Genomic DNA, 25956 nt, shown 5'->3' with positions numbered 1-25956 from the left:
TTTTCCGTTTTTGACAAGAACTTGACGCAAACTCGCCCTTTCGTTAGAGCACAGTCATGACAAAGCTCAGTGTAAACATCAATAAAATCGCAACACTTCGAAACGCACGCGGTGGGGACGTCCCTAATGTGGTAGATGCCGCCAAAAGCATTCAAAAATTTGGCGCCCATGGGATCACTGTTCATCCTCGCCCTGACGAACGCCATATCACCCGTAAGGATGTTTTTGATTTACGCCCTGTTGTGCACACAGAATTTAATATTGAAGGCTACCCCTCCAAAGACTTTCTAGAACTGATTCTCAAGGTAGAGCCCCAGCAGGTGACCTTGGTCCCTGACCCTCCAGAAGTTTTAACGTCAAATGCAGGTTGGATTGTAAACTCAAACAAAGCCCTATTAGAACAGACCGCCGATCAACTTAGAAACTTCCGCGCCTCTGTATTTGTCGAGCCCGAAACCTGTTCTTTAGAAGACCTCAAATTCCTTAAGAGTGTGGGAATCGCTCGCGTAGAAATGTACACCGAAGACTTTGCCAAAGCCTTTGAAACGGCTGACCATAAAACCATAAATGCAGCTCTAGAGCGCTATAAAAGACTTTACAACGATGCTTTAGACGCTGGCTTAGACCTCAATGCAGGGCATGACTTAAGCCAAAGAAACCTAGCCTGTTTTTGCGAGAACTTCCCCCACGTCAGCGAGGTGTCCATAGGGCACGCGCTGATCAGCGAGGCTCTTTATGATGGACTTGAGACCACCATCAAAAACTACCTCTACATTTTAAGAGCGTAAAGAACTCACCCCTTAACCCTCCACTCACAACAGCTGACATCTTGGCAATATGATGGGATAGAGGCATAAAAGACAACGCTTTGCCCGTGGGCCTCTCAAACGCCATATCTTTGGAGTACAGCACAAAAAAGCAGCACTCCACTCTCTCCTTCCCTTAGCGAAAACCCTGTTGACAAGCCCGTTGCGTTACAATACAAATCTACACTTTAGGAGTGAGATAATGGCAAAGAAAAAAGGCAAAATCCGTATTATCACATTAGAGTGCACAGAAGCCCGAAAAGAAGGCAAATCCCCTTCTCGCTATACCACTAAAAAGAACACTCAGACTCACCCTGAAAGACTGGAAAAAAAGAAATACAATCCAGCTCTTAAAAGACACACTATCCATAAAGAAATTAAGTAATTTCCTATAGCCACCCCCTGTATTTTCCACTATCCTTTTTCGCTATGAAAGAGGTTTTAGGATTTTTTATCGCTGGTGGTATTCTCATGTGGCCACTGACCTTGGTGTTTGTCATCGGGGTTTTTGTCATCATAGAGCGATCTGCCTACTGGAAAAAGCTTAAAAGCACCTACTCCACCCAAGATGTAGAGCTGGTTTACACCTACCTGACCCACAAGCAGCACGATTTAGCCAAAGAGGTGTACTCTAGCTCGGATGACCCGTCCCTGAAGTGTTTAAGACATTGCCTTGCTAGTAAAGGGCGAATTCACACCCAGATTTTACAATCTCTAGGACAACAGCTTTTGGATCAGTCCAAAAAGAACTTTCGACTGCTTGAAACCCTCATCACTGTCAGCCCTCTTTTAGGAATCTTAGGAACGGTGGTAGGCATCATCCTTTCTATTGGAAGCCTTAGCAGTCAACCTGATGCCGCCGTCCCTGATAGCCAGCTGATGATGGCAGGACTGTCGCAAGCTCTGATCACCACAGCTGTGGGGCTTGTACTCTCCATCACCTTTTTATTATTTTACAATCATTATATCAGTGCTTATGAAAAGCTGAAATCCAAACTGGAACGAGACCTCTCAGCACTTGAGAGTTTGATCTCTTAACTGAAGGATATAGCCATGAAGTTTCCAGAAGAACAGCTCACTTCCCCCTCCATCAACCTTATCCCTATTTTAGATTGTATTTTTGTGCTGATCTTTGTGTTTATGTTTATGCTTTTAAACGTAGCCAAAAGAGAGGGGCTCAACTTAAGTCTTCCCATATCTCAAGCCGCAAAACCTTTATATGAACCTGAGCTGATCACCATTGAACTGACTAACGACAACAAGATCCATCTGCACAACCGCCAACTCAGTCTAAAAGAATTGGATCGCGAACTGGAGTTTGTCTCTCTAGAAGCCCATCCACCCGCTTTAGTGATCAAAGGCGATAGAGACACCCCTTTAAGTCAAACCATCAAAGTGTTAGACCTTGTTAAAAAATACGGCTTTAGCAACGTCACTATTGAAACTTCAAGGCAGTAGAAACCGACGATTAAGAGGACAGTTTTGGCAGCCAATTCCTGATTTGCAACAGATGGCTTTAGTGGCATCTCTGGCTCGCAGGCTTTGGAATATCAACTCCAAATGTTCTGGAGCAATTTTACCTTCATACTGTTCTTTGATCTGATAAGAAAATTGATCAAGTTCTCTGGGGCCTTTAACAGGTTGAGCCTCCCACGCCGTAAAAATCGCAATGGCCTCTGACCAAGGGAACATCAGCCATGGCGCACTCTTCATGGTTTCTTTAAAGCGTTCTGTAGTCATTTCTACTGACGTAAGTTCATGGCCAAAAAGACTGTTGATGATATGTTTCGCGTATTCATTGTTTCTAGGAGTGACTACACTTCCAAGTGAAGCACTTAAAATCCTACTGTAGATAAAATTTGAAACTCGAACATAAAGCAAGCGCACTTGATTCATATAAAAAAGAGCAAAATCATAATCTGTTTCTAATCTGTTATCTTTGATTTTATAATTGGCTAAGATTCTTTGTTTTTGAGCCTCAGATAACTTATGGCTGTTGTAGTCTATATACCCCGTCTGCCTTACCCAACCTGCTTCTTCAGTTTTTAAATCTATATACAATTGTTCTGGGTTTTTATTTCCCGATAAAATTTCAGGATTGAGCTGTTCAATGGCAAGAATCAACTTGTCACTGGTCTTTTCAGACAGATGTGGAACACAAGTCCCAGAAGCCCTCGCGATATGATGTCCCCCAAATACGATCCCCAGTACTAGTACTGCACCCTTTAAAAGCTCCACCTTGAAACCACCCTTGCTTGTAGTGAATTTTCTTTGTCCATATCAATCGTAGAATTTTTGATCTGAGTCTGTTCTAACACAAACTGGAAGTGCTTGTTAAAGTCGTAACCCAGTTTCCCTGTAAAAAACACTTCTTGAGAATCTTCCGTACCGTCTTGTCCCCATCGCTCTACAGAGATATACGGTTGGAAAAAGATTTTTTTATAGCTGAGTTTAGGGGCAATCAGGGCCGCAATCCCTGTATTTTGGATGGAGTTAATACTAGCAACAATAGACCATAGCTCTAGATCCACATCCAAGTTCACTTTTCCGATATTTAATAAGTTCACATGTTGGTACTCTAAACCTATTCCGCGCACCAAAGGTTGGGCTTCATACTTTCTAGAAAAGTAATTCAGTCCCAAGGCATTAGTTTTTGTCGGCGTCCATTGCAATTTTAAATGATGGGGCAAAACATCTATGTCTCTATTCTTACTGTCTGTTTGTCTTAAGTTTTTACCTGCAAAGACACTGGCACTGACTGTGACCTCGGGAATAATCACTTGAGTAGAAAACTGCACACCTGTGTCTAGCCCTCTAGGTAGGTCATACAAATAACTATAGTAAGAGGGCATCACAGAAAATAGTCCATCTAGTTCGTTTAATATCCCATAACCCAGTTTCAAAATCCCCACTTGAAACTGAGAGTCCTCTTGCCTAAACAAAGACAACTTCGTGTGATAATAAAGTTCACCAATATTCACGTTCAAATTGCCCACTTGATCTTCTTCGCCCAAAATTTCAAATACAAATCCTGAGCTTTGCTCTTCAAACAGACTGACCATAAGAGAAAGATTTCTGATATTGGTGGTCTCTGTGTTCTGCATGGTTCGTAAACGATCACTTCTGTATTCTAAAGAAAGCTCTGTATCTAAAGACACATACTTTTTAAGTGAATACGTGCTTTCGCCAGAAACTCCCTCTGTAGCTTGTGAGGATAAACACAAAGTCATAAACAGCTTTATGAAATTATAAATCATAAGATTCTGACCTCATGACCTGTTGAATTCGAGTCTGTTGAATTTCAAATCCCCACAAACGCCCACTGCCAAAGTGTTCGATAAAGATTTGTCCATCAGAATTACAATCTGCACTTTTAGCACTTAAGAAGGAATAGTTCTTTTTGCGTTTATTTTTGCCATCATAATACATATTCCAGATGGCAATGATCGGTCCTCGATTGTCCTGATAAGACAGTTGAACACTTAAATCTATAATTCCATTTTTGGAAACAGCGTACTCAATGGTGCAAAAGTGATAAAGTGGATAGTCTCTGGTGTACAAATGCACTTCTATGCCATTTTGAGCATTCGGAGAGAACACCATACGTGTTCCATCATTTGTCGTAAGGCTTGTTGTGTAGGCATTCACAGCTAGCTTTGACTCTTCAGATAAAAATTGAGCTTTCACATTAAAAGTCAGTGGATCTTTATAATTTAAAAGCAAAGAGCTGGCTTTTAGGCGTGTGTTGGCCTGCAAACTGATACCACTAAAGTCTTTGTCATAAACTTGTGCAGAACGACTCGAACGATCTACGAGTGTCAATTGCTCAGGTGTGCGCTGTTTTTGCACATCACCGCAAGCTTGTAGACAAAGACATAAAAGAAAGGCTCCTATTTGGCTATTGCGCATGTCTTTGTCTATCCTTTGCCAAGATTCCATCTTCGTCTGAATTAGGCTGAACATATTTTCTAAGTGCATTATAAAAATAAGGGTCTCTGATTCGAGCCGCATAGTGAACCGCAGACAGGTTAAAGTTGTCTTTACCGTTTACAAGACCAGAAAAAGAGTTCATGGGAACTGCTGACCATAGAGGGTCCACCTGATCTAAGAGCATATCAAAAATATCTTTGTAGTTCTGATCTACATAAGTAAGTTCGGGATCAATTTTACTTAACATGAATGTGATCGGATATTGCCCATCATTGTTGATCATCGCAGGATCACGTTGCTCACATTGCATGATCAGCTCAACGGCTCTGGCATTTCCATTTTGTGCTGCCAGATGCAAAGAAGTGTTGCCATCATGATTGGAAATATTGATATAAGATCTTTCAAACCACAAATAGTCAAAGTCTTGGGCGTACTCCACACCTTTACGAGCTAGGAAGGTTCCATTTCTAATGGCCCATCCAAAGATACCCCACCAGTCGTTCTCTTCAGTTCCCCAGCCTCCACAGTATTTATTCAAGAACCAAGCTAAGACCTCTACCTTGTTGTACTCTGCTGCTTTCATCAAAAAAGTGTCGCCATGGTCATCATAAGAAAAATAAAAAGAGTTCCAAGGATGTTGAATATCTGCAACACCATAAAACCAATATGTTTCAAGTTGATCTAAAAAACTTGCACTACGAACATAATGAGCAGAAATTTTTCCTGAATCATCAGCGAAATCTATATCAGGAAAATTAGCCCATACGGACTGTAATGGTCCCGCTTGCTTTAAATATTTATCGCCCACAATATCAAAGGCCTCTTTGTAGTCATATTCTGCTAAAAGAGACACAAAACTTCTGTTGTCTTTATTTGGAACTTTTAAATCATCAAAGGTGGCAATAGAAATAAGTTTTAATACAAAATCTAAACGTTGTTTTTTAATGGCCACGGCCAGTGCTGTATCACCATCAATATTTTTCTTCCTAAAATCAATGTAGGCATTGGGCTCTTGCTCTTCAAAAAGTTTTTTGTCATTCAAATACACGGCTTTGAACAACAAAGTAGGAGCATACAAGGCCTTTTCTTCTTCGTTATACTGATGATACTCTTCTGAGTTCTCTAAATATGCTGAGTCTGAATCTGAACACGCAAAGTTGAACACTGACAGGGTCAACATCATAAAATAAATAGAAAACAGTTTTTTCATGGTCTCTTCCTAATTGGCTTTGTTAGACTGGGATCAGTACATAAAATACTTTAGAGGGAAAATCGAGAATTATGCTTGTTTCAAATTGCGATGAAAGCGACTTGATAATCAAAAAGAAAAATCTTTGAGTTCTACAACAACAGCATTATAAGTCTCCGAATGAAACCGTATAGAGATTTAAAAATCATATTTAACCGTGTAACTTTTATACTGTTATTTTCTTTACTCCTTATCCCCGTTTTACCTCACAAAAACGCTTGGGCTCATAGTGAAGTCAGTAATGATGGTGTGAGCATTGAACACTATGCGAGTATTCTCGAAAAAATTGGTCATCTGAATATTGAAAGCTCCACAGAAACACAAACTCTACGTGCCAACGTTAAAATCTCTCCTCTGCCTTTCTTTAATGTTGGTGGCAGTAAAGTTTACATAGACAACGCCTTTTGGGATTTGGCCGATGAACTCTCGCGCCTTTATATCCAAGAGATCAAACAGGCTTGTGCAGAATGTGTGATGCCCAGTATTGAATCCATCCGTGCTGAAGCCCAAAATCTGATCGCTAAAGGCTGGCTGACGTTGAAAGCCCTAGCCATCAAAGATGCCGTAGCCTATCGTTATGCAGGTGAGTTTATTGGACTAGGGGCTAAGTACGGTACCGCTTCTGGTATCGCCAAGGTCGCAGGCGAGCTTGTCGAAGAGGCTATGCTTTATGTGTTTAGAATGCCTGGAGCCCATTTTCTATGTGAGGCCATCACCTTTGTGATCGCCTACTATTCGGGAGCCGCTTTAACCACTGCTAGGTCCTTACTTTATGCCAAGTACTTTAATAGAAATGCTGTCTCTAATTTAGTAAGACTAAGTGTAACTTCCTACTACATTCGTAGAGCCTTAAAACGCATGGAAGTAGAAGTCCCAGAGTTTAGGATTGACCCTGAGCTTTTAAAAGACTTCAAAGAAGAAAACAGCGAACGAAAACTCACCTACCGCATTACTGGACGCCACCGCGCTGAAGCCTTTCTGCAAAAACTTGAGGTGGATTTAGAAAAACGTCGTGCAAGAATTGAAAACCTTAAAAGCAATCCTGATAACCTCAGCAAACGCCAGCAAGAGCAACTTCTGAAAGCTGAACTTGAGGGCCTTCACACCACTCTTTCCATTAAAAAGAAAGTCTTTGATGGTTACAGATATAAAAGGTTCTTGTTATTAAAAAAACGTAACAACCCAAGAACCCTACATTCTTTTGCGCCTAGTACGTCTGAACTTTTTAAAGGAACTAATTTTTGGTTTTTTGAACTGAAAAATGAAATCTTCGAACCCCATGTCATCACTGAGGCAGAAAAAGAACATCGTGCACTTGAAAGAGACTTTGTCAGTTCCCTTAAAGAGATCAATATTGACTCCATTACTAAGTACCAATTGGATCAGATTGAAAGCGAGAGAGCGAAAGAACTTGTAGCCCATATTTTTAATACCTTAGATAAAATTGGTGATAAGAGTGGGAACATGACCCAAAGATACTTACAGGCTACTTTTTTAGAAGCCTTCTTTGGAAGTACATTGCCTAAAATTGTAGATGTGATCATCGAACGCTCTATTGCTGATATGCCTAAGTCTGAAAGATCTTTTAGAGAGATCTCTAGGCTACAGTGGCGTGCTGGTCGCATGACTTATTTTACAAATATATTTGTGGATTTCGTACGCTTTAGTGCTTTTGACAAACGTAACGCTGATCCCACAATGAAGTACAATATTAGAGATTATGCTCTGAAAGTTTTAGAAGCCTATTCTGGATTTTCTCAGTTCAGTGAAATTCATAGTACTGAAGACATAAAAAAAGCCGCCGATTATTTGCTGGAACAAAATCGAGTCCTCAACGAAGAAAGATTCTGGCTAGAAAAAGCACGAGCCCCTCATCTGTTTCCTGAATTTATCAGAAGAATCGGAAGCGTTTTTGGTAAAGGGGCCACACAGTTGGATTATGGATTTAAAGTCTTACAAGATAAATTTTGGGAAGACTTTTTACACAGACCTGTACCTGAGTTTTTAGATCACTTGTCTGTACCAGGATCAAATGGAGGGGTGATATGCGAATCCATCTACTCTATGTAGTCCTAGGGATGTGTCTTACTGTCACTCTGTCTTCTGTCACATACGCAAACATGTGCCGTCAGTACTTATCAGAGAGTCGCACTTCCACACCCCTAAACGATACTACAGAATTCTTAAAAGACTCTCAAAAAGAAACAAAAAAACCTGTCAGTGGTTTTGCCAAAAATGTGGAAAGCACAGAGGTGATCCCCGCAGTTGAAAGAATCATTGATCTGGCTTTAGAAACAAAACTATTAAATAAGCCCGAAGCTCGACACCTACGACACGATCTTGAAGAACTTAAAACGGAAAGAAACTTTAAGGAAGACCACCCGACTTTTAAAGACATCCTGGGGCAGTGGTCTATTTTTATTACAGAACTTGAGGGAAAGATCCACGATTTTAAAAAACTCACTCCGCAAGAGCAAAAGGCATGGAAAAGTAAAATGGAACTCCCAGTATACTTTGCCACAGCCCACTTTATCGTTTTTCTTGAAACCAAAAATAATAAGCATTTTGACTTTTCAAAGATGACTACTTTGTTAAAAGTGTCCAGAGATGAAGCTTTAACTGGGGATATTAAACTTTATCTTTATGCTTTTGAAAAACAAGTGCGCAGATACTTTTCTACGAAGGAGTTTAGAAAATGCAGGGCTTAAGAGGGGGCGCCTTACTATTACTTTCACTTTTGATATTTTATAAACCAGTAACAGCCGCAGAGATCATCAGCTTTCCTAAAAAAAGAGGAAATAAGGGGCTCTGTCGCATGTATCTGTCTTCGTCATCAACAAGAACAACTCCAGGACTACGAAGTGCCGATATTGTTCAAATTGACTCTTATAGATCAGAATATATTTCTCCCAAAGACTTCTTTCGATTGTACTCTTTTGGTAACGAAGTCTTTAATCCTCATCAAGCTCCCATCATGGCTTTTGCTCCTAAATCTATCACTGACTTTAACCCCATTTTTAGCAGTGCCAACTTTTCCAAATGGCAAGAACTTGGCCCTCGGTTTATTATAAGTGCGCAGCAAGAAAGTTATATTCTGATGGGCTTTACCCCAAGAGCTGAGCAGCTGGCTTATGTGAAAGACGCCTTTGCCAAAGAGGCTAGCACTGAATACCAAAAGATCATGACTAGTTTTGCCCCCACTCATCACACTACTTTTGTAGTACCCAAGCTGTACCGACTGATCTTAAGCACCATTGAGCATGTCAGGTCCACAAGCAGTTATCTTTTAAATCAAAATAGCGTCCAGAGCGAAGCCTTGGAGATTAACTTTAATATTATTTTTTCACGCCAAGACAACGTAAAATATGGAGCTAGAGATTTTGTCTCTTCATGGCAAACCACCAACTCTATTGAGCGACAAGTTCAAGAGTTCTTAATTCGTTTTATTGATCTGAATGTCAAAAATAATGAAGAGATGATGTATGAAAAAGAATTCTTAAATACTGTTTTAAGTGAACTGCGAAATAGTTTTAAAAATTCTGATGAGGTCAGTAACTCTTTATCCAATCTTGAAAATGAATTGATGTCGATTTTAAAGCTTTCAAAAGTGGACAGCTTCTAAATTTATTTTTGCCGACCACACACTGAAGATCAAAATAAAGTTCAAAATTTTTAACACCAAGGATTTTTAAATTATCTTTAATCTCAACAACTATAAGAAAATCTAAATCATCCTTTATAAGGCCAATATTTTTAACTATAGGGGGTATCCCCCACCAATTGATAATCCTACTCTAAAAGATTCATCTTTTAAGTTATAGTTTCTTAAGTTTTCGCCATAACCATTAAAGTATTGAATGAAAAACTTAGGCGCACTTGCGGATTCAAAAAGTTTGAAACGAAAACTGACACGTACTGAGTTTTTGGAAAAGTCCTCAGACCATTTGCCCCCATTATAGTAGTCGATATAAAGTTGTTCAGAATAAAAAAGCCTTCGACCTAAACGGGTCAAATTAAACCTCAAAACAGCTGGTCCATAATAATCCCTAAGATCTTTATTATCAGAGATCGAGCCAGGCAGAATGTATCTTAATCTTAGCTCTACATTGGCAATACCAATTTTAGTTTTTCCACCACTACTGAGCAACACAAACACTTCATCCATGGCTCTAGATTCTACACCTGGAAGCCCATTGGACATGTGAGCATAACCCAAGTCGACCTGTTTTAACCATGCTTCTTTAAACTTAAATTTATAAAACAGTTCTGGATTAAAATTGATATCAGAAAAAGGGTTAGAGTCTTGCTTTCCCAGTTCCCAAAACATCGTTTGTGTGAATCCCAGATACAGACTGTAGCTCTTTAGCATCCGAAACAAAAAACTAAACTGCACCTTAGTATCAGGCTTTCCACTGATGATATAATTCGGCCGATACTCTTGCATACGAAAAGGCTCTTCAAGCATCTGCATCTCTTCTTGTTCAGATAAGGTAGCCGCAAGAGGATCAATGGACCCTGGCAACGTTTGTGTGTCGGCCTTTGGCTCTTTTGAAATTGGAGTCTCTAACTCCTGCGAAAGTCCTTCTTGAGATTTTACTTCTGAATGAAACGGCAACTTGTTCACAGGCGTTGGCTCTACATCTGCTTCTGAATTTCCATCATTGGGGTTTGAAGCAGAAGAACTTAAGCGCGTCCCAGAGTCTGCATCTAAGGCTTGCGTCGCTAAGGGGGCCTCTTTAGAAGTTACAACGGGGCTGGCATCAGAAGCTTGTGCCGTCGAAGTTGTAATGCTGAATCCCATCACACATATATATAGAAGCAACGAGATACTTAATGGTTGAAATAGCCTCATCTTTTAACTTTTCACTCTCCCTATCTTTTACCCTGCTTTATACTTTACATTCTGTCTTCCTCTGATTCCTGTTCCTATGTTTTGGTCGGGCTTCACTCCTGAAGTATTATGTTTCATTTTTGATAACTCCTTCATACGCATGGATAACTTGCTGGACACCTGCGGAGGATCGACAATCATTCTCTTTTAATGAAATGGCTCTTTATAAATCCGCAAGAACAATATAACCTATTGAATTTGCTTGATTTTATAGGATTTAAAAATACCCAAAGTACTTTTTTGTATTTCTTTTTACAGTTCCAGACTTGCACATCAGTCTATTTGCAAGTTAATTGATAATGTAATTGATAGCTAAATGATAACGCAAAGCCTAGGAGGCCCCATGAGCGTCAACGAAAAGACCTACCAAAACGACAAAGTTTTAAAGTTATTAGGTGAAATTTATCAACTTGAAGCCGCAGGCATCAATCGTTACCTGCACTACTCATTTATGATCATGGGTTATAACCGTATTCCTATCCAGAAGTGGTTCAGAGACAATGCCTTAGAGGCTCTTAACCATGCCACCATCATTGGCGAAAAACTCACTTCATTAGGCGGTCACCCGCCGATTGTCTCTGGAAAAGTGGAAGAGTCTAACTTGCATTCCGTTTTACAGTTACTTGAAGAGAGCCTGAAGTTCGAAACTGATGCTATTAGAATGTATAAAGAGCTTTCCACTTTGGCAGCTGACCTTGGCGATATCGCTTTGGAAGAGTTAGCCAGAGGCTTTGTACAAGAAGAAGTAGAGCACGCTGACGAAGTCCGCAAAATGATGCGCAAACCTGAATAAGTTTTTAGACCCCCAATACATCTTTGATTTCACACAATCCTAGAGCACCAAATGATTTGGTGCTCTTTTTTTAAGGCCCACAGCAATCATTCAAAGACGAAATGCCCGCCTCTACCCTTACACAGCCAAACATAACGCACTTAAACCACCAAGTTTATAGCATGTTTTTTTTTGCTAATGACGGCGCTTCTTTAATTTTTGTCAGTTAAACTTTCCTACCAAGTGTTATAGCACTGCTTTTTACCCCAACGCAGTTCCACCATATTGTACCGATACTCGCAAGAGTACTCGTTGTAATGAAGTGTGATCGAGATGTGCTCTTGGTATTCGTCTTTCTCTTGGTTGTACACGTTGACTCGTGTAGGGTAAATCGCCATCACTCGTTCTGATTCACACAGCTCATGGTACTCGTAGGATAACATGGGTGCCAGAATCTCAATAACACTGATCACCTCTGAATCATGAGCATAGGGTGCACAGTGATCATTCGGAGCTGCAAAACTGACTTTGGCGCTACATACTAGACCTGTTGCGATTATAGATTTAATTAAAAAATTCATATCTCCTCCCCCAAGGATTTTATATTTAGGAATTTTATTTCTAGAGACTCTCTTTTGGCACAACCCCAAACAAAAGCCAAGATTTCGTCTGGCTTTTTTCACTTTGCATTCACTTAGATCATCAGTAGAATAATGTACTGTATAAAGCAAAAATCTAAAGACTTTAGGTCTTGAAGATACAACCTATAATAGAATTATACGTTGCAAATAACATATCAAGGAGGGATGTTTATGCCAAATCACTTATTCAAAACTCTGTATACCATCGGTTTAACCTTGGCTTTGATTTTGACACAAACAGGATGCTTTAAGAAAAAAGCAGTTCCACCACCAGCCCCCAAAGCTCTCATCGTAGTGACTAATCATGGGCAACTTGGTGACACAGGAAAACCCACGGGTTGGTACTTATCAGAAGTGTCTCACATCTACTATCCATTAAAAGAAGCAGGTTTTGAAATTGATTTTGCCTCCCCCAAAGGTGGCGAAGCCCCCATGGACCCGACCAGTAACAAGCCTGAAGATCCATTAAATAAAAAATTTTTAGATGATGCGTCTCTCATGCAGGCCATAAAAGAGACCAAAAAAGTAAGAGACACTAAAGCCAGCGACTATAAGATCATTCATTTCGCTGGTGGACATGGAACCATGTGGGACTTTCCTGATTCTCCAGATATTCAAATCCTCACTCGTGATATTTACGAGGGAGGCGGCATTGTTTCTGCCATTTGTCATGGTCCTGCGGCTCTTGTGAACACCAAACTCACTGATGGCTCCTATCTTGTGGCAGGCAAAAAACTCACTGCGTTCACAGACGCCGAAGAGTACGAGGTCGATCTTCACATGGTTGTACCTAATATGCTTGAGACACAACTCCGCTTAAAAGATGCAGAATTTGATTCCGCTCTTCCGTGGGAAGATCATGTCGTGGTTTCAGGACGTTTAATCACAGGACAAAATCCTCAGTCAGGACATAGTCTTGCAAAAAAATTAGTCGAGGCTTACAAAACCCTAAAGGCTGAAGAAGAGGCCGCAGCCAAAGCGGCAGCGGAAGCCCAAAAAGACAAAAAATAATTTTTCATTGAAGGGGTAGAGCTTATAGATCTTGCATGGTTGGGGCGCTGCTTTTTTGCGCCTCATCGTGAAGGATGAGTTTCCCCTCTTCCCATATTTCATAAATGAAGTGAATTCTATTGATATTTATAAGTGGATTACCACTAAACACAATAAAGTTCGCCTCATTCCCTTCTGATAAAAAGCCTTTGGGCTCTTGCTCCATAGATTTTGCCACTTCTATAGTGGCAATTCGCAAAGCCTCTTTGGGAGTCACACCATGATTGACCAAATAGATCAACTCGTCACTGATGGTGATCACTTTATCTTCTTCATTCAAAGCTTCGGCCCTCGCCGCCATAAGACTCATAATTTCATCACTAGAAATTTCGTTTAATCTTTCTAAAGACTTTTGCAGAACATCTTGGGGGATCGTGTCGGTTAAAAATTGAGGAATGATCGTTTTATCTTCACCATCTACCACTAGGGCATTTTCAAAATCTGCAACTTCAGTAAGGCTTTTAGTAATTTTTAGAATCTTATTCTTTTCAAACACCAAAAAGACATCTTCGAGCACTTCACCATCAGAACTTGGAAATATCCTTACGTTTTTGATGATCACCACATCAGACTTGGGTTGTGGCTCTTGGATCGTGGAGGTTGGATGGGATAAAAAACCCAATTTATTATAACCCAATAGACATATCAGTCCCACAAGACATAATATTCCTAAGAACTTTTGCATCAGACCCTCTTAAGCAGCAAGAGTGTTATACACTCAATTAAAAAAATCAGCCTAGATCAGCCCCGACAAACACTTTAGTGTGATGGATTCGGAGAAATCTAGGCTTCAATTTTTATTCTAAACTCAAACTGCTTAGAAAGTTAAGAACATCTTAGCAAAGTCTAAATAACTTTGAGCTGCACTGCTGATATAATTTACTGTGTCAGGATCATTTTGCTCTAAAAGAACTAACTCATTTTTAACCATTTGAACATAGGAATCATAGCTACCTGTAGGATGGTAGTGATCATAACCCAAAGACACTAAAAGAGATGTTTCAGAAAGCATAAGGCTAAGACTCCATTGGTCTTTACTGCCTGAAGGGTTTAAAGCTTGTTCGTCTACTGTGAACACAACTTCATCCGCAGTTTCAACTACAGAAAGTGCACCTACGCTTTGTAAATAATCATCCACGTTTTGTAAGCTCATGCGTAAATTATCAAGGATGTCTGAATCTGTTTGTGTTCCGATCTCTGCTTGAAGTGTTGCACGAAGAGCATTTAGTTGTGTTTCGACATTTAAAAGGACATTTGCAAAATTAGACTTAAGCTCTTGGAAGTCTCCAGCTACAAAAGTCTGAAGTAGATTGTCACATAATAGAAAATCCATATTGTACACATCTGCATACATATCATAAGCTGCAGGACATGGATTTATAGATTGCAATGTAGCTGCTACATATTGTGAAAAACTATATATATCTGTGTTTAGGGATAAAGTTAAGTTCCCTCTAGCTAAGCTCTCACCACGAGCCACTTCTTGCATGTCAAAAGTGATCCCTACATTCAATGACGTTAAAGATTGTGTCCAAGCTAAGCTTCTAGATGCTGCCGATATCTCGACACCAACATAGTTATTATCTAAATCTGTGCTTGGGTCAAAAACCAAACTCAAGTCTTCAAAAAAAGTATCCTGAGCTACGATTGGATCAAGAATCCCCTTTACGATCGTATTTAGAGTGTTAATATTTACAGTTTGAGCTTGTGCTCCCCATGTCACAAATAGTGTTGTGGCCAAGGCCATCAAAACCTTTCTCATGCTTTATTCTCCTTTATTTTATGTTATGAATAACCCTTACCACATACTTTTGGACTTCCCACAAAGCAACTAGAAATACACACTTACAGCACCGCTCAATGTTTAATAATGTGCAAATTTTCATGGCTTAGAGTGTGACGAAATAGCCCATAGCGGCTAGGTCGACGTACGCTACTAGACACATTTGCACAGTTTTGAATATGACTATATGAGCCCTCAGATTCATTTTATGGCTTTTATAGCAGGTCCATTCTTAAAGACTTTATATTTGATTTGAATCCTTGGGCCCCCATAAATTCTGTCTTAAAATGTAACTTTACACTTAAATCTAGACCCAAATATACCGAATTGAGAACTTAAGAGAAGAGTGATGTTTTGTCTCTGAAGTCTAAGGGGGTCTTATTAAACACTTATATATTCTCAGTTTATTATTTTTGATGCTTCAGCCAAGCCTGTCTTATGGAGAAACAGGTCAGGGGCAGGGCCAAGGCCGTCAACAGAGTTTTAAATCAAGCCCAAGCTTTGTAGAAAAGTACGTTCCTACAAAGGCTGAGTTTGCAACAAACAGAAACACAGCCATATCCTACGCCGATCCCAAATGGAATGCTCTAAGTCTTACAAAAAAAGCTGAATATGCCAAAGGGGTGCTTGATGACATCATTAAACACAAAGGTAGCGATTACTCTTATATCAAATCTAACGTTATTGTCTGTTTGATCAACAAAGAGTCCGAATACATTCCTAATCGTCGCACAACTGATTCAAGATCCACTGCAAGTGGTCTTGGTCAGGTTACAAATACGACTCTTAAAGAACTCTTAAAAAAGCGTTGGTTTCAGCCTTTAATGCCAGGCTTCAATAAAGACCTTACCGCTGACAATTATAGAAAAAGGTCAGCTAAGTCTATTGTAGAACAGCTTAATTTAATTGTTTCTACATTTCATCTTAAGCGAGCCGAATCGGGAAGCACAAATCTGCACACAATATTACAAAGATACAGAGGAGCCTCTGCGGCTATCAACAAGACCTACGCTGATAAAATTATGGCTTGTAAGAACTGTGTTGACAAAAATGGCTTAACAGAATCATGTTTGAATAAGGTAAAATAAAGGTAGACGCATATGAAAAATATTATTGCAATATCCATTCTTCTAATCAGTCAAATCGCTTACGCTTGGGAAGCCAAAGAACTTACACAAGAAGTTCCAGTCGAAGGCACACAGCACCTTACTTATACCCTCTCTTCTGTGCAGTTTAAATCCAGCACTGGAGAAACTGTGGTCTTTAAACCCAGTGTGGAACCTTATGCTTTAGCAGAAATTAAAAAGTACACTTTTGATGACACTGAATATTTTTTAACAACATGGGTAGCAGGAGCATCTTCTGTGTTCTTAAGAGTCTTCCGACCAGATATCTCTGAACTCCCTCTTTGCCAGGAATCTTCTGATGCTGAAGAGGCAGAACTGAGAAAAACTAAAGATCTTATTGAACTTAGTGTGACTAAAAAAACAAATGCTGACACATATAAAGAACTTTGGGCAAAGTGCTATAAGCACTCTAAAGATCGCAAGGTCAACAATGTATCCAAAGACAAAGGCAAGAAGACCAAAGCTAAGAAAAAATAGGTCTTAAGGAATTATCTACGAGCAACTAGTTGATACGGTAAGGCTCTAAATTACTTTCAAAGATTTTTAAAAGTTCTTCAACGATCCCTTTGTTAAAAAACTGAGGGGTCTTTTCGTAGGTTTGGAAATCTCTTCGAAGTAAGACCTGGTAAGGCAAGGACTCATACTTAAAGCGTCCTGCAAAATTTTCTAAGAGTTCATAATCATGATCTTTAAATGCAAATATCTTCTGAAAAACATTAGGTGGATGATTTTCGATAAGGTCCTGTACATAGGCCTCAATCTCTGTCACTAACTTAGGATGAATCACCTTTAAATCTTCATATCGAACTTGCACTAAATGTCGAGGCTGTTTTGCGCGTTGAATATCAAAATAACAATACCCTGTTTGCTCTGGAATTATAGCTTCGTCTTGGGGAAGGTCATTATACAAGAAGCACTCGCTTGTGACATGTCCACCCCAGTTGCCAAAAAAGAAAAACGAATTGTGCTGTCTTTGATCAAAATATGTGCCTGCACTGGCAGAAGTGACATAACAACATAATGTCATTAAACATAACAAAATCTTTTTGTGCATTTCACACTCCCTCATAAGCAGAAGCTAAGATTGCAAAAGTTATGCACGATAAGGACGTATTTAACAGCCAGGCATGCGACCATCTTGGGCTCTCCCCACTTTTCTGTACAGTTTTTTGACATCCAAAAATCCAGTCCTCTTACTTTTTATGACATAAATTCTTATCCACATATCAAGGCAGAACTAAGTCTGTATTGCGTTTTTTTCTTTGAAAGAATCAAATATTTTGAGACGTAGAACCTCAGGACACAAGACCATCATACTGGTGTTTCTTCTTTGGAAGAGTCAAAAATTATGAGACTCCTCTTTTTATGACATTTATCATACTCAAATGTTGAGTTTTCCCACATGCTTAAACAGGCCTAGGTGTGACTCTTGACATGATCTCAAGCGCTACATTCAAGCTCGACGTCTTGTGAAGAGTCCACCCGTTCATCAAACAGCGTGGCAAATGCCTTTAAGGAGATCGCACCACATGAAAGCACTTTTACGTTCCTTGATTTATGTTTTACCTGCCCTTTTGATCACCCTGACTGCACTAGCCCAGTCTGAAGAATGGACACGAAAGATGCTGGGGTTCGTTGGGCCTGTTGCTAAAATTTACTCTGTAGATTTGAATAAAAGTACGTTCACAGAACAGGAGCGTGCCACTTTAAGTTCTGCGATCCAAGATCTTAATAATGTCTCTCATGGTTTAAAGTTTTCTGTGATCAATTTTTTCTCTAAAAAAGACCCTGCCATTAAAGCTGAATACGATCAGTTTAAACACAGTCTGGATATGGCAGAAAAGTTGATGCCCCTTGATCCCAAACAGAGTGTCTTTTATACTCGACACGCTATTGGTCAGTGTGCTGCTTGCCATTCTAAAGGAGGCAAGTCCACCCATCTTTTTGATCTTTTTAAAGACAATAAAATTCCAGAAACAGAAAAAGGGCACTTAGCACTAGCTATGCGAGACTATCAAGCCTCTGCTGAAATCTTTAAGACGATTTTACTTACATCTGCTACTCCCAGCGATTACTTTCAGACCCACCGCGCCTTAGTCCACTACATCAACTCTGCGCTGCTTGCGGATTACGACAAAGATAAAATTTTGGTGGATTTAAAAAATATCCAAGATAAAGCCACCAATAAGGGCACGTTAAATGATCTTAAAAATCTAAGATCCAACGTCAGTAAGCCCCAAGAGATCAAAAGTGTTCAAGAGGCTTTGACAGAGCTACAGTCTTATCAAAGCGACTTTATGACTTTTGAAAAATCACTCTACACCTCTTTAAAAATTAAAAATCTTCTTCACGAAAAATTAAAGGATTTAAAAACCAATGAAGAAAGAGCCTCAGCCTATGCCGCTCTTGGCGACATTTATGCCCACTTCCCTGAAATCTCTATCTTTATGGTTCCAGAGAATTATTATGCTTTATGTGTAAGAACGCATCCTAAAACAGAGTTGGCCAGTGAATGCTTTAAAAAGTATGAAGACAAGATCATCTTAGGTTATTCTGGAAGCTCAGGGATGCACGTTCCTGAATTTGAAAGAGCACGAATCAAAGAGCTTAAAAAATTCACCAAGTAAATTTTGAAATCCAAACGAAATACTTAAGTCCACCAAACTAAGTCCTATGGCCTGAAGCTGTATGACGTAAAACAATAATAAGATTTATGAAACGTGAGAGCCAAACCTTAAGTCCCCACTCTCACGCTTTTACTAAAGCTTGAGCATCACTTGTAGATAACCAAAGGTGTAGGTTTTGTCCTTTCCGCTTTCTTTTAAATAGTTTTCTGGTACGAACACAGCTCCACCAATCTGGTAACTTAGATTTTTATCGTAGACATAATTAAAGATCAGATCATACTCTTGTGCAATATTTTTGCTAGATAAACCTGTGTCTCCTAAAGCAGTGGTTCCATTCATACGATAGGCCGTCTCTGAAGTAGAGTATCGAAACATATTGTGGTAAGTCAGTTCAGTTTTAAATTTTGCATTCCAATTTTTTTGAAATTTAACTTGATACCCTTGGATATTTCTTCTAGCTACCATGTCTCCGATCCCTAGCCATTTGTGGGCCGTAGGAAACATCTGGTTGTAGTGTTCTGTGGCCATAAAGTAATTCAAAGCTAGGCGGCCCAAAAGCTCATGGGTAAAGCCCACCTCAGCATCAACTTGTCCTTCATTGGAGCTAGCGATCTTTTGGTATATGGTTTCCAAGCGGTGATCAAAGCTGTGCAGCTTTCCTGTAAATCGCGCACCAGCAGTTAAAATATCTTGTCTTGGCGAAAGGCTCTTATCATTCAAACCAAAAACATAGAGGTCGGTCTCTTTTAAAATCTCGAATGGGTTTTGCATTTTAAAATACATACCATAAAGATCCGTATCACCCACAGAAGGGCCCACTGCATTTCGATCTACAAGTTTACTGACAAACATATCTAACTGAAGGTTTGAAATTTCAAACTCCACTTTTAAGGCATCAAAACTTCGACCAATATTGCTCCACCCTACGGCTCCTAAAATCAGTTCATCCCCATAGGCCAACTCTTGGCGCCCAAGTTTAATATTAAAATGAGAGTACAGAGGAGCTAGCATATATGCTTGGTGGACATGCGCTTCGGGGTCGACAACCCCACCGCTTGCGGTCAGACCATCAACCTCTTGTCCCCATGTTCTTGCAAACTGTGGTTGAAATACAAAAGCATATCCTTCATGCTTGACCGTTCCCAGCAACCAAAACCTTGAACCGATGAAGGCACGATGCGCACCTTCTAAATCATAGCTATTAAAAGACTCATACCTTACGCGAGCCATCGGATTCACTGTAAATTCGTATGCGTAGGATATGTGACAAACTAAAAGAAGAGCGGAAATGAAAAGAGTTCTCATAATGTCTATTATTATAACGAATTTTCTAAATACAAGTTTATGATCCCCATCATACTTCCCGTTAAAAATTGTAAAAATTTAAAGATATTGTTAGGATCACTTGATGAAAAGCACACCCATAAACACTGGCATCATTCAAGAGCTTAAGGCTTTTCCCCTATTTAAAAATATAGATCAAAAGACTTTAGAAGATTTATGCTCTTTGTCTGACGTTATTCTTTCCAGCCACCGAGACACACTGTTTGCTGCGGACACTAAAGCCGAGTACTTTTATATTGTCCTCAGCGGAGCCTATAAGCTCAGTAAATCTTCACCCTCAGGGGAGATCATCATTTTACACTTCTGCCCTCCTGGTGACCTTATGGCAGCTTTTATGATGTCTAAAGATTCTCCTATTTATCCTCTCACTTCCACGGCTATCGGTCCGTCGCGGGCGTTACGAATTCCACAAAAAACCTATTTAAAGCACTGGACACAAAACATTGATTTGATTTTACATGTTCAAAGGCTACTTACCGAAAGAATGACAACCATACAAAGCCAAAGAGCTTTAACTAAAGCCCCTCTTTCATCTAAAATTGCATCTTTGCTTATTAACCTTATCGACAAGCAGACTGCGATTCATGACAACATCCAGATTCCTATTCCTCTGACTCGTAAAGAGATTGCAGATTCAGTGGGATCATCTGTGGAGTCTATCATCAGAATCATGAGTGAATGGTCCAAAAAAGGTTATATTTCCACGAATGAACAGACCATTACTATTGCCAACACCGCAAAAATCATTGAGATCATGAAAGCGGAACAATAGGCTGTAGCTTACACTCCACGCACTGTTTCTTAAACTCCGTGACCCTATACTTGCCCCCCCGAGAAATCATTTTATTTCTTAGGTTTTAAGTTTACTTTGGCTTGGGCCACTTATTATTGAACTTAAGTTTATTTCTTTTTCTTAGGTTGAATTTGTTTTTTTAAAGCTTCAACAAACACCTTTGTATCTGCCGCAAGACTTTCAATCTTAGCAATAGCCACACCGTCTTTATCCAATAAAGTGATAATATTAGAATGGGAAAAATCTTTGTCATCTAACTTTTTAAAACTGATCCCCAAAAGCACTGACAACTCTCTGGCCGTACTGGTTGAACTGGGCGACAACAGTGTCCAATCCTTTTCGGAAAGCTTGCGTTTTTTCATATAGGCCTTCAGCGCCTCTGGAGTGTCGGCCTTTTCATCAAAGGACGCCATAACGACCTTTACAGGAGGAAGTTTGGCCTTTTTTAACTGCTTATTGATCTCTTCTAACTTAGACACAATCATAGGACAGGTGTGCACACAACTGGTGTACATCATAGTGATGAGCGTAGGGCTACCCTTAAGATCACTTAGAACTACATCTTCATTATTTTGATTTTTCCAAACCGTACTCAACTCAAATAAAGAGACATTGGCGTAAGCCCTGTTTGCAAATAAAAATAAAGAGCGATTTGCTGGACTACCTGAAGACAAAGAGACCTTTGCAAAAATACTATTTGAAAACAACAAACAGGAGTCACTTATAAAAGTAATACTTGAAAATAGAAATAACATGCTCAATAAAATCGATTTCATATATCCCTCACACATCGAAAACCCAGATTCCAAATTGTGGAATTGCCTTTTAACCCTGAACGAAAAGCAAAGCGCATAAAGGCCGCGTAGTTTTCTTTATCTCCAGAAGAGACCGCACCCGCACCACAAAACATATTTTTATCCATAGAGCTGTCTTCACGGCTTTCACCAGTTACAAAACTAGAGTTGAAGTCATCCACCCATTCCCAGATCAGCCCGTGCATGTCCCAGACACCATAAATGTTTTTATAAATACTGCCTGCATTTTTAATTTTATGAGTGCGAGGCTCACCATACCACTCTAAGATTCTAGCCAAAAAAGCAGAGTCTCTATTGGCATCCTTAGATGTTTCGGATGCTGCGGCTACATACTCCCACTCATTGACCGTAGGCAGGCGCATAGACAAAGATTCACAAAAAGCCTTAGCCGCAAACCACGATACAAAGGTGGCTGGCATTTTAGGTGAATCTTTAGTGGACCAGCCGTTCATATACATTTCATCAGCAAAAAGTTGAGACACTTGCCCTTTGGACCATTCCTTATTTTTGTTTATAAAGTTCTGATACTCTTGCCGAGTCACAGGACGAGTCATCATTTCAAAACTTGAAACTGCAAAAGTAGGAACGGCAACCTTGGCTTTGTCTTTACCTGTAGCCATCGGAGCCATCCAGACCGCCCGCAATTCTCCCCCAGGGATTCGTACCGTCTCAGGTTTTTTTCCATAAGACGGTATATATGATAAAAGTATCAATCCTAGGACACAGGCTCTTAGCATTAGTGATCCAAACTCATAGGTTTAGAAGGAACAGCGTCCACATCTTTAGGACTCACCACTTTCTTATTATTACCCCATGAGTTGTAAACATAAGTTAAGACGTTAGCAATGTCCTCACTGGATAATCCAAGGGAGGGCATCACACCGTTGTACACATCCCCATTCACTCTGATTTCACCACTCAAACCATTTTTAACTGCACTGATAGAACGCTTCACATCTTGGTTTAACCAATCTGATTTAGCCAGTGGAGGAAAGGCACCTTTGATTCCTGAACCATCTGCTTGGTGACAGGCCGCACAGTTTTGTGTGTAGACGTTCTTTCCTAAATTCATTTGATCAGCAAGTGTCACGGCCTTTGTCACTTGTTCTTTTTCGTTGATCTTTTGGATTGCTCCACCTTCAGGCATATAGACTTTCACTTCAGTTTGACCTGTGAAAATGTCTTTGTTCTCATCACCTTCAACTTTAATTAAACCTAAAGCTCCTTTGTTAAAAGCTCTAAAGATCGAGTGATCCACCAGTACTAAGCTTCCTGGTACATCCACTTTGAAATCTACGATTGAAGCTCCACCTGCAGGGACCATAGTAGTCTGAATATTGTGATCCACCAAGGTTCCACCTTCTCTGTGGACGTTATCAAAGATTTCCCCAATCACGTGGAAAGAAGAGATCAGGTTAGGACCACCGTTACCCACAAACAATCTGACAGTTTCACCTACGTTGGCCTTTAAAGCATTATCTCCAGTTAAAGCGTTAGTGGCTCCGTTAAAAACAACGTAAGTAGGATGTTCATCCACAGCTTTTTCCATATCAAACGGCTGATACCCTTGAGTTCCGTACTTACCCTTGGTGTAAAAATCCCCTTGCATCACATAGTATTCACGATCCACTTTGGGTAGACCGTCCTTAGGTTCCACCAAGATCAAACCATACATTCCGTTTGCAATGTGCATTCCCACTGGAGCAGTCGCACAGTGATACACATAAAGCCCTTGGTTAATGGCTTTGAAAGAAAAGACCGTCTCCTGACCAGGTAGAGTGAAAGACGCACTCGCGCCCCCTCCAGGCCCAGTCACAGCATGCAAGTCAATGTTGTGAGGCATTTTTGAAGTCGGGTGGTTTCTTAAGTGAAATTCGATCAAGTCCCCTTCTTTAACACGAATGAAGCTTCCAGGAACAGTTCCGCCAAAAGTCCAGAAGGTGTATTCCACACCCTCAGAGATATTCATTTTTTGTTCAATCACATCCAGTTTCACAACCAGTTTGGTGTTGTGCTTTCTGGTAATAGGTGGTGGTACGTTAGGAGGAGACGTCAAGACGGCTTCTTCCTCGCCTTTGATGACAGATTTTGCGGGGTCAAACTTTTTGCTTCCAAAACACCCCGATATAAACACAATAGACGCCATTACAACTAAATACCGTACCACTACTACCTCCTATGGATGATCAATTCATTTGTTCCCCTACACTTTACCTTATATAAATACCCAATAATATGATTTAAATCATACACACCATAGGTCACTTATTATATGCGGCCGTGAATAAATTAAGTCACAAAAAGTCACCATCTCACTCTCATCGACTGCAACAAAGTTCACCACAAAACTCTGTCTCATCATCAGCACCCGCAACAAAACTCATCACATATTGCAGCAGTCTCACATCTTGAGCCGCAACAAAGTTCATCACAGATCGCCATCTCACACCTTGAGCCGCAATACACTTCTCCACATGGTCTTGGCCCATCACCTCCCGCAACAAAGCACATCATCTCAATGAACGTGTCAAATTCAGACTCAAATCAAAATAAAAAAAGCCCGACCGCTTTCGATCAGGCTCTTTAAATTTTATATTTTTAAGTTTTTTAAAACTTAAACCAGATGTTGCTATCTAGTAGCGCGAACGACTGCCGAAGTTACCTCGACCACCGCCACGATTTTCACGTGGAGCCATGGGTTTAGCTTCGCTCACATTCAGGTTACGACCAGAAAAGTCATAGTTATTTAACTTTTCAATAGCTGTTGAAGCTTCGTCATCTGTAGACATTTCTACAAAGCCAAAACCCTTACTGCGACCAGAATCACGGTCCATAACAATATGCGAAGACTCCACATCTCCGAACTGAGCAAATAGCTCCGCCAAAGCTTGATTATCTACGCTATAAGAAAGGTTACCGATATATATTTTTTTACCCATTTGTGCCTCCTGTAGGTTATTGGGGCCATTTACAGAAGACAGTAGGACATCTAATGAATTACGAAAATGACAATAGTTAGACCTGCAAATAACCACACTTATCCCACGAAAGATACTGCTATTTACATAAAAAGCTTAAAATATGATCAAGTCCCTCACCTTCGATATGGGCTGAAGGTTTTACTTCGAGGTTTGACTAAACCCTTGCTTTATTTGCCCTCATAGATGAGTGTTAAAAATATGGATAAAATTAAAATTTCACAAAACGTGGCTATTTTGGTTGATGGTAACAACATCGAACGCAGTCTCCACGAAATTTATAAAAAGAAATCAGCTATGCTAAACTTTGACACTCTTATTCCTCGCTTGATTGAAGATCGAGGGCTCAATCGTTTGATCTACTTTCGCGAAGGGAAAAACATTTCATCAAAATTAGCCGAACGACTCCATGAAAACTTTTATGGTTCTGTAAGACCTTGTCATAAATCCGCAGATATCCCTCTGTCTATCAAAGCCACACAGCTCGCCAGCAAAGTAGACACCATTGTCATCATGTCTGGAGACTCGGATTATATTGAAACAGTAAGGCATCTTAAGGCTGAGGGTGTAAGAGTTGAAATCTGTGCAGTGAAAGAAACTACAGCGCAAATTTTGATTGATGAATGCGACTACTTTCACCCCATCACTAAAGACGACTGCTTTGTGTATATGAACAAGAAGCGCCCTTGAGATGTTCGACCTCAATGATAGGTTTTAAGCCAGTTGCGTCAATCACGACAATTCTCTTACATCCTACTGTTTGATCTTCTAGAATGAGGGCTGCTTATTTTACCCGAGTCTATATGAAATTATTTTTGTTGGCCCTACTTTTTATCAACTTTAGTTTTGACCCTTGTATTGCCGAAGAGGTCAGCCCGACTGGTATAACCCAAACTTCCATACTTACGTGGGAACAAGCTCCTGAGGCAGACACAGACTGTTGCTCTTCAGAAAGCACTCCGAATACCCAGCAGTCTCCCCATACAGACTCCTGTCTGCACTGTCACTTTGCACATACTTTTTCTTTGCCTTTGATCAACAATGTCTTAAACCGTGACCATATCCATACCAAAGAACCCATCCCCTATTTTTTTTCTTTGAATACGCCTCATCCCAAGAGACTCAAACGTCCTCCCAAAGTCTAAAACTC

General features: G+C 40.0%; 30 protein-coding genes. 15 read left to right on the top strand and 15 right to left on the bottom strand.

Going from position 1 to position 25956, the window contains the following annotated elements; genetic code table 11:
• Window positions 1–56 precede the first annotated feature (56 nt).
• From M9899_03585 to M9899_03570, 4 genes are all read left to right on the top strand, one after another.
• Window positions 57–788, top strand: coding sequence for a pyridoxine 5'-phosphate synthase (locus M9899_03585; GenBank protein MCO5113238.1), 732 nt, complete (start codon window positions 57–59; stop codon window positions 786–788).
• A 241-nt stretch (window positions 789–1029) separates the two neighbouring features.
• Window positions 1030–1191 (top strand): 50S ribosomal protein L33, encoded by a 162-nt coding sequence (gene rpmG / locus M9899_03580; protein ID MCO5113237.1) that lies wholly within the window; start codon window positions 1030–1032, stop codon window positions 1189–1191.
• A 44-nt stretch (window positions 1192–1235) separates the two neighbouring features.
• Window positions 1236–1844 carry a MotA/TolQ/ExbB proton channel family protein gene (locus M9899_03575; protein ID MCO5113236.1) on the top strand — a complete coding sequence of 203 codons (609 nt, stop codon included), beginning with the start codon at window positions 1236–1238 and terminating at the stop codon, window positions 1842–1844.
• Between the two features lie 15 nt (window positions 1845–1859).
• Window positions 1860–2264 carry a biopolymer transporter ExbD gene (locus M9899_03570; protein ID MCO5113235.1) on the top strand — a complete coding sequence of 135 codons (405 nt, stop codon included), beginning with the start codon at window positions 1860–1862 and terminating at the stop codon, window positions 2262–2264.
• Here M9899_03570 and M9899_03565 read toward each other — a convergent pair.
• Genes M9899_03565 through M9899_03550 form a run of 4 tightly spaced genes read right to left on the bottom strand, consistent with a single transcriptional unit; the run spans window position 2253 to window position 5946 of the window.
• Entirely contained in the window at window positions 2253–3044 is a 792-nt protein-coding gene (locus M9899_03565; GenBank protein ID MCO5113234.1) for a hypothetical protein, read from the bottom strand. The genes M9899_03570 and M9899_03565 overlap by 12 nt on opposite strands.
• The gene (locus M9899_03560) at window positions 3032–4036 is read right to left on the bottom strand and encodes a hypothetical protein (GenBank protein MCO5113233.1); all 1005 of its coding nucleotides are present in this window, start codon (window positions 4034–4036) and stop codon (window positions 3032–3034) included. Before M9899_03560 ends, M9899_03565 begins: the two co-directional genes overlap by 13 nt.
• 16 nt (window positions 4037–4052) lie before the next feature.
• Window positions 4053–4715, bottom strand: coding sequence for a hypothetical protein (locus tag M9899_03555; GenBank protein ID MCO5113232.1), 663 nt, complete (start codon window positions 4713–4715; stop codon window positions 4053–4055).
• Window positions 4705–5946 (bottom strand): ankyrin repeat domain-containing protein, encoded by a 1242-nt coding sequence (locus M9899_03550; protein ID MCO5113231.1) that lies wholly within the window; start codon window positions 5944–5946, stop codon window positions 4705–4707. Before M9899_03550 ends, M9899_03555 begins: the two co-directional genes overlap by 11 nt.
• 159 nt (window positions 5947–6105) lie before the next feature.
• On the opposite strand from M9899_03550, the gene M9899_03545 reads away from it, so the two are divergent.
• Genes M9899_03545 through M9899_03535 form a run of 3 tightly spaced genes read left to right on the top strand, consistent with a single transcriptional unit; the run spans window position 6106 to window position 9607 of the window.
• Window positions 6106–8055 (top strand): hypothetical protein, encoded by a 1950-nt coding sequence (locus tag M9899_03545; GenBank protein ID MCO5113230.1) that lies wholly within the window; start codon window positions 6106–6108, stop codon window positions 8053–8055.
• The gene (locus M9899_03540) at window positions 8031–8693 is read left to right on the top strand and encodes a hypothetical protein (protein MCO5113229.1); all 663 of its coding nucleotides are present in this window, start codon (window positions 8031–8033) and stop codon (window positions 8691–8693) included. Before M9899_03545 ends, M9899_03540 begins: the two co-directional genes overlap by 25 nt.
• Window positions 8681–9607 carry a hypothetical protein gene (locus M9899_03535; protein ID MCO5113228.1) on the top strand — a complete coding sequence of 309 codons (927 nt, stop codon included), beginning with the start codon at window positions 8681–8683 and terminating at the stop codon, window positions 9605–9607. Before M9899_03540 ends, M9899_03535 begins: the two co-directional genes overlap by 13 nt.
• 135 nt (window positions 9608–9742) lie before the next feature.
• Here M9899_03535 and M9899_03530 read toward each other — a convergent pair whose 3' ends face one another.
• Window positions 9743–10837, bottom strand: a complete 1095-nt coding sequence (locus M9899_03530; GenBank protein ID MCO5113227.1) for a phospholipase A — start codon at window positions 10835–10837, stop codon at window positions 9743–9745.
• A gap of 382 nt (window positions 10838–11219) precedes the next feature.
• Between M9899_03530 and M9899_03525 the strand changes: the two genes are divergently transcribed.
• The gene (locus M9899_03525; protein MCO5113226.1) at window positions 11220–11669 is read left to right on the top strand and encodes a ferritin-like domain-containing protein; all 450 of its coding nucleotides are present in this window, start codon (window positions 11220–11222) and stop codon (window positions 11667–11669) included.
• A 215-nt stretch (window positions 11670–11884) separates the two neighbouring features.
• Here M9899_03525 and M9899_03520 read toward each other — a convergent pair whose 3' ends face one another.
• Window positions 11885–12229: a hypothetical protein gene (locus M9899_03520; protein MCO5113225.1), complete on the bottom strand. Its 345-nt coding sequence runs from the start codon at window positions 12227–12229 to the stop codon at window positions 11885–11887.
• Between the two features lie 231 nt (window positions 12230–12460).
• Between M9899_03520 and M9899_03515 the strand changes: the two genes are divergently transcribed.
• The gene (locus M9899_03515) at window positions 12461–13300 is read left to right on the top strand and encodes a type 1 glutamine amidotransferase domain-containing protein (protein MCO5113224.1); all 840 of its coding nucleotides are present in this window, start codon (window positions 12461–12463) and stop codon (window positions 13298–13300) included.
• Between the two features lie 22 nt (window positions 13301–13322).
• Here M9899_03515 and M9899_03510 read toward each other — a convergent pair whose 3' ends face one another.
• Complete coding sequence (locus M9899_03510; GenBank protein MCO5113223.1) at window positions 13323–14024, bottom strand: amidohydrolase family protein; 702 nt, start codon at window positions 14022–14024, stop codon at window positions 13323–13325.
• A gap of 132 nt (window positions 14025–14156) precedes the next feature.
• Window positions 14157–15101 (bottom strand): hypothetical protein, encoded by a 945-nt coding sequence (locus tag M9899_03505; protein MCO5113222.1) that lies wholly within the window; start codon window positions 15099–15101, stop codon window positions 14157–14159.
• A 437-nt stretch (window positions 15102–15538) separates the two neighbouring features.
• On the opposite strand from M9899_03505, the gene M9899_03500 reads away from it, so the two are divergent.
• Entirely contained in the window at window positions 15539–16210 is a 672-nt protein-coding gene (locus M9899_03500; GenBank protein ID MCO5113221.1) for a hypothetical protein, read from the top strand.
• A 12-nt stretch (window positions 16211–16222) separates the two neighbouring features.
• Window positions 16223–16726, top strand: a complete 504-nt coding sequence (locus M9899_03495; protein ID MCO5113220.1) for a hypothetical protein — start codon at window positions 16223–16225, stop codon at window positions 16724–16726.
• 25 nt (window positions 16727–16751) lie between these two features.
• Here the strand turns inward: M9899_03495 and M9899_03490 are convergent, their stop codons facing one another.
• Window positions 16752–17303: a hypothetical protein gene (locus M9899_03490; GenBank protein ID MCO5113219.1), complete on the bottom strand. Its 552-nt coding sequence runs from the start codon at window positions 17301–17303 to the stop codon at window positions 16752–16754.
• A 475-nt stretch (window positions 17304–17778) separates the two neighbouring features.
• Between M9899_03490 and M9899_03485 the strand changes: the two genes are divergently transcribed.
• Window positions 17779–18876 carry a hypothetical protein gene (locus tag M9899_03485; protein ID MCO5113218.1) on the top strand — a complete coding sequence of 366 codons (1098 nt, stop codon included), beginning with the start codon at window positions 17779–17781 and terminating at the stop codon, window positions 18874–18876.
• Window positions 18877–19008: 132 nt separating this feature from the next.
• Here M9899_03485 and M9899_03480 read toward each other — a convergent pair whose 3' ends face one another.
• Window positions 19009–20106 (bottom strand): alginate export family protein, encoded by a 1098-nt coding sequence (locus M9899_03480; protein MCO5113217.1) that lies wholly within the window; start codon window positions 20104–20106, stop codon window positions 19009–19011.
• 178 nt (window positions 20107–20284) lie between these two features.
• On the opposite strand from M9899_03480, the gene M9899_03475 reads away from it, so the two are divergent.
• Window positions 20285–20992, top strand: coding sequence for a Crp/Fnr family transcriptional regulator (locus M9899_03475; protein ID MCO5113216.1), 708 nt, complete (start codon window positions 20285–20287; stop codon window positions 20990–20992).
• A 128-nt stretch (window positions 20993–21120) separates the two neighbouring features.
• Here the strand turns inward: M9899_03475 and M9899_03470 are convergent, their stop codons facing one another.
• From M9899_03470 to M9899_03450, 5 genes are all read right to left on the bottom strand, one after another.
• Complete coding sequence (locus M9899_03470) at window positions 21121–21789, bottom strand: SCO family protein (protein ID MCO5113215.1); 669 nt, start codon at window positions 21787–21789, stop codon at window positions 21121–21123.
• Window positions 21786–22457, bottom strand: a complete 672-nt coding sequence (locus M9899_03465; protein MCO5113214.1) for a formylglycine-generating enzyme family protein — start codon at window positions 22455–22457, stop codon at window positions 21786–21788. The genes M9899_03470 and M9899_03465 overlap by 4 nt, the downstream gene beginning before the upstream one ends.
• A gap of 107 nt (window positions 22458–22564) precedes the next feature.
• The gene (nirK, locus tag M9899_03460) at window positions 22565–23995 is read right to left on the bottom strand and encodes a copper-containing nitrite reductase (protein ID MCO5113213.1); all 1431 of its coding nucleotides are present in this window, start codon (window positions 23993–23995) and stop codon (window positions 22565–22567) included.
• A 151-nt stretch (window positions 23996–24146) separates the two neighbouring features.
• Window positions 24147–24317, bottom strand: coding sequence for a hypothetical protein (locus tag M9899_03455; GenBank protein MCO5113212.1), 171 nt, complete (start codon window positions 24315–24317; stop codon window positions 24147–24149).
• A gap of 144 nt (window positions 24318–24461) precedes the next feature.
• On the bottom strand, window positions 24462–24767 hold the full coding sequence (locus tag M9899_03450; protein MCO5113211.1) for an RNA-binding protein: 306 nt from the start codon (window positions 24765–24767) through the stop codon (window positions 24462–24464).
• 240 nt (window positions 24768–25007) lie between these two features.
• Between M9899_03450 and M9899_03445 the strand changes: the two genes are divergently transcribed.
• Window positions 25008–25496, top strand: coding sequence for an NYN domain-containing protein (locus M9899_03445; protein MCO5113210.1), 489 nt, complete (start codon window positions 25008–25010; stop codon window positions 25494–25496).
• Between the two features lie 113 nt (window positions 25497–25609).
• A complete protein-coding gene (locus M9899_03440) occupies window positions 25610–25951 on the top strand; it encodes a hypothetical protein (protein ID MCO5113209.1) in 342 nt (113 codons plus the stop codon).
• Window positions 25952–25956 lie beyond the last annotated feature (5 nt).

This window comes from Pseudobdellovibrionaceae bacterium, from assembly GCA_023954155.1.
GTDB lineage: Bacteria > Bdellovibrionota > Bdellovibrionia > Bdellovibrionales > UBA1609 > JAMLIO01.
Note: the sequence above shows the minus strand (reverse complement) of the source record. Positions and strands in the feature narration are given on the sequence as shown.

Bases quoted from the DNA above. Each gene is read 5' to 3' on its own strand.
- M9899_03475 (MCO5113216.1), top strand. From the start codon at position 20,285: ATGAAAAGCACACCCATAAACACTGGCATCATTCAAGAGCTTAAGGCT.
- M9899_03510 (MCO5113223.1), bottom strand. From the start codon at position 14,024: ATGCAAAAGTTCTTAGGAATATTATGTCTTGTGGGACTGATATGTCTA.
- M9899_03455 (MCO5113212.1), bottom strand. From the start codon at position 24,317: ATGGGCCAAGACCATGTGGAGAAGTGTATTGCGGCTCAAGGTGTGAGA.
- M9899_03500 (MCO5113221.1), top strand. From the start codon at position 15,539: ATGCTTCAGCCAAGCCTGTCTTATGGAGAAACAGGTCAGGGGCAGGGC.
- M9899_03490 (MCO5113219.1), bottom strand. From the start codon at position 17,303: ATGCACAAAAAGATTTTGTTATGTTTAATGACATTATGTTGTTATGTC.
- M9899_03545 (MCO5113230.1), top strand. From the start codon at position 6,106: ATGAAACCGTATAGAGATTTAAAAATCATATTTAACCGTGTAACTTTT.
- M9899_03560 (MCO5113233.1), bottom strand. From the start codon at position 4,036: ATGACTTTGTGTTTATCCTCACAAGCTACAGAGGGAGTTTCTGGCGAA.
- M9899_03555 (MCO5113232.1), bottom strand. From the start codon at position 4,715: ATGCGCAATAGCCAAATAGGAGCCTTTCTTTTATGTCTTTGTCTACAA.
- M9899_03520 (MCO5113225.1), bottom strand. From the start codon at position 12,229: ATGAATTTTTTAATTAAATCTATAATCGCAACAGGTCTAGTATGTAGC.
- M9899_03530 (MCO5113227.1), bottom strand. From the start codon at position 10,837: ATGAGGCTATTTCAACCATTAAGTATCTCGTTGCTTCTATATATATGT.
- M9899_03450 (MCO5113211.1), bottom strand. From the start codon at position 24,767: ATGGGTAAAAAAATATATATCGGTAACCTTTCTTATAGCGTAGATAAT.
- M9899_03535 (MCO5113228.1), top strand. From the start codon at position 8,681: ATGCAGGGCTTAAGAGGGGGCGCCTTACTATTACTTTCACTTTTGATA.
- M9899_03480 (MCO5113217.1), bottom strand. From the start codon at position 20,106: ATGGCTCGCGTAAGGTATGAGTCTTTTAATAGCTATGATTTAGAAGGT.
- M9899_03470 (MCO5113215.1), bottom strand. From the start codon at position 21,789: ATGAAATCGATTTTATTGAGCATGTTATTTCTATTTTCAAGTATTACT.
- M9899_03485 (MCO5113218.1), top strand. From the start codon at position 17,779: ATGAAAGCACTTTTACGTTCCTTGATTTATGTTTTACCTGCCCTTTTG.
- M9899_03585 (MCO5113238.1), top strand. From the start codon at position 57: ATGACAAAGCTCAGTGTAAACATCAATAAAATCGCAACACTTCGAAAC.
- M9899_03515 (MCO5113224.1), top strand. From the start codon at position 12,461: ATGCCAAATCACTTATTCAAAACTCTGTATACCATCGGTTTAACCTTG.
- M9899_03505 (MCO5113222.1), bottom strand. From the start codon at position 15,101: ATGAGAAAGGTTTTGATGGCCTTGGCCACAACACTATTTGTGACATGG.
- M9899_03550 (MCO5113231.1), bottom strand. From the start codon at position 5,946: ATGAAAAAACTGTTTTCTATTTATTTTATGATGTTGACCCTGTCAGTG.
- M9899_03570 (MCO5113235.1), top strand. From the start codon at position 1,860: ATGAAGTTTCCAGAAGAACAGCTCACTTCCCCCTCCATCAACCTTATC.
- M9899_03440 (MCO5113209.1), top strand. From the start codon at position 25,610: ATGAAATTATTTTTGTTGGCCCTACTTTTTATCAACTTTAGTTTTGAC.
- M9899_03495 (MCO5113220.1), top strand. From the start codon at position 16,223: ATGAAAAATATTATTGCAATATCCATTCTTCTAATCAGTCAAATCGCT.
- M9899_03445 (MCO5113210.1), top strand. From the start codon at position 25,008: ATGGATAAAATTAAAATTTCACAAAACGTGGCTATTTTGGTTGATGGT.
- M9899_03540 (MCO5113229.1), top strand. From the start codon at position 8,031: ATGCGAATCCATCTACTCTATGTAGTCCTAGGGATGTGTCTTACTGTC.
- M9899_03525 (MCO5113226.1), top strand. From the start codon at position 11,220: ATGAGCGTCAACGAAAAGACCTACCAAAACGACAAAGTTTTAAAGTTA.
- M9899_03465 (MCO5113214.1), bottom strand. From the start codon at position 22,457: ATGGCTCCGATGGCTACAGGTAAAGACAAAGCCAAGGTTGCCGTTCCT.
- M9899_03575 (MCO5113236.1), top strand. From the start codon at position 1,236: ATGAAAGAGGTTTTAGGATTTTTTATCGCTGGTGGTATTCTCATGTGG.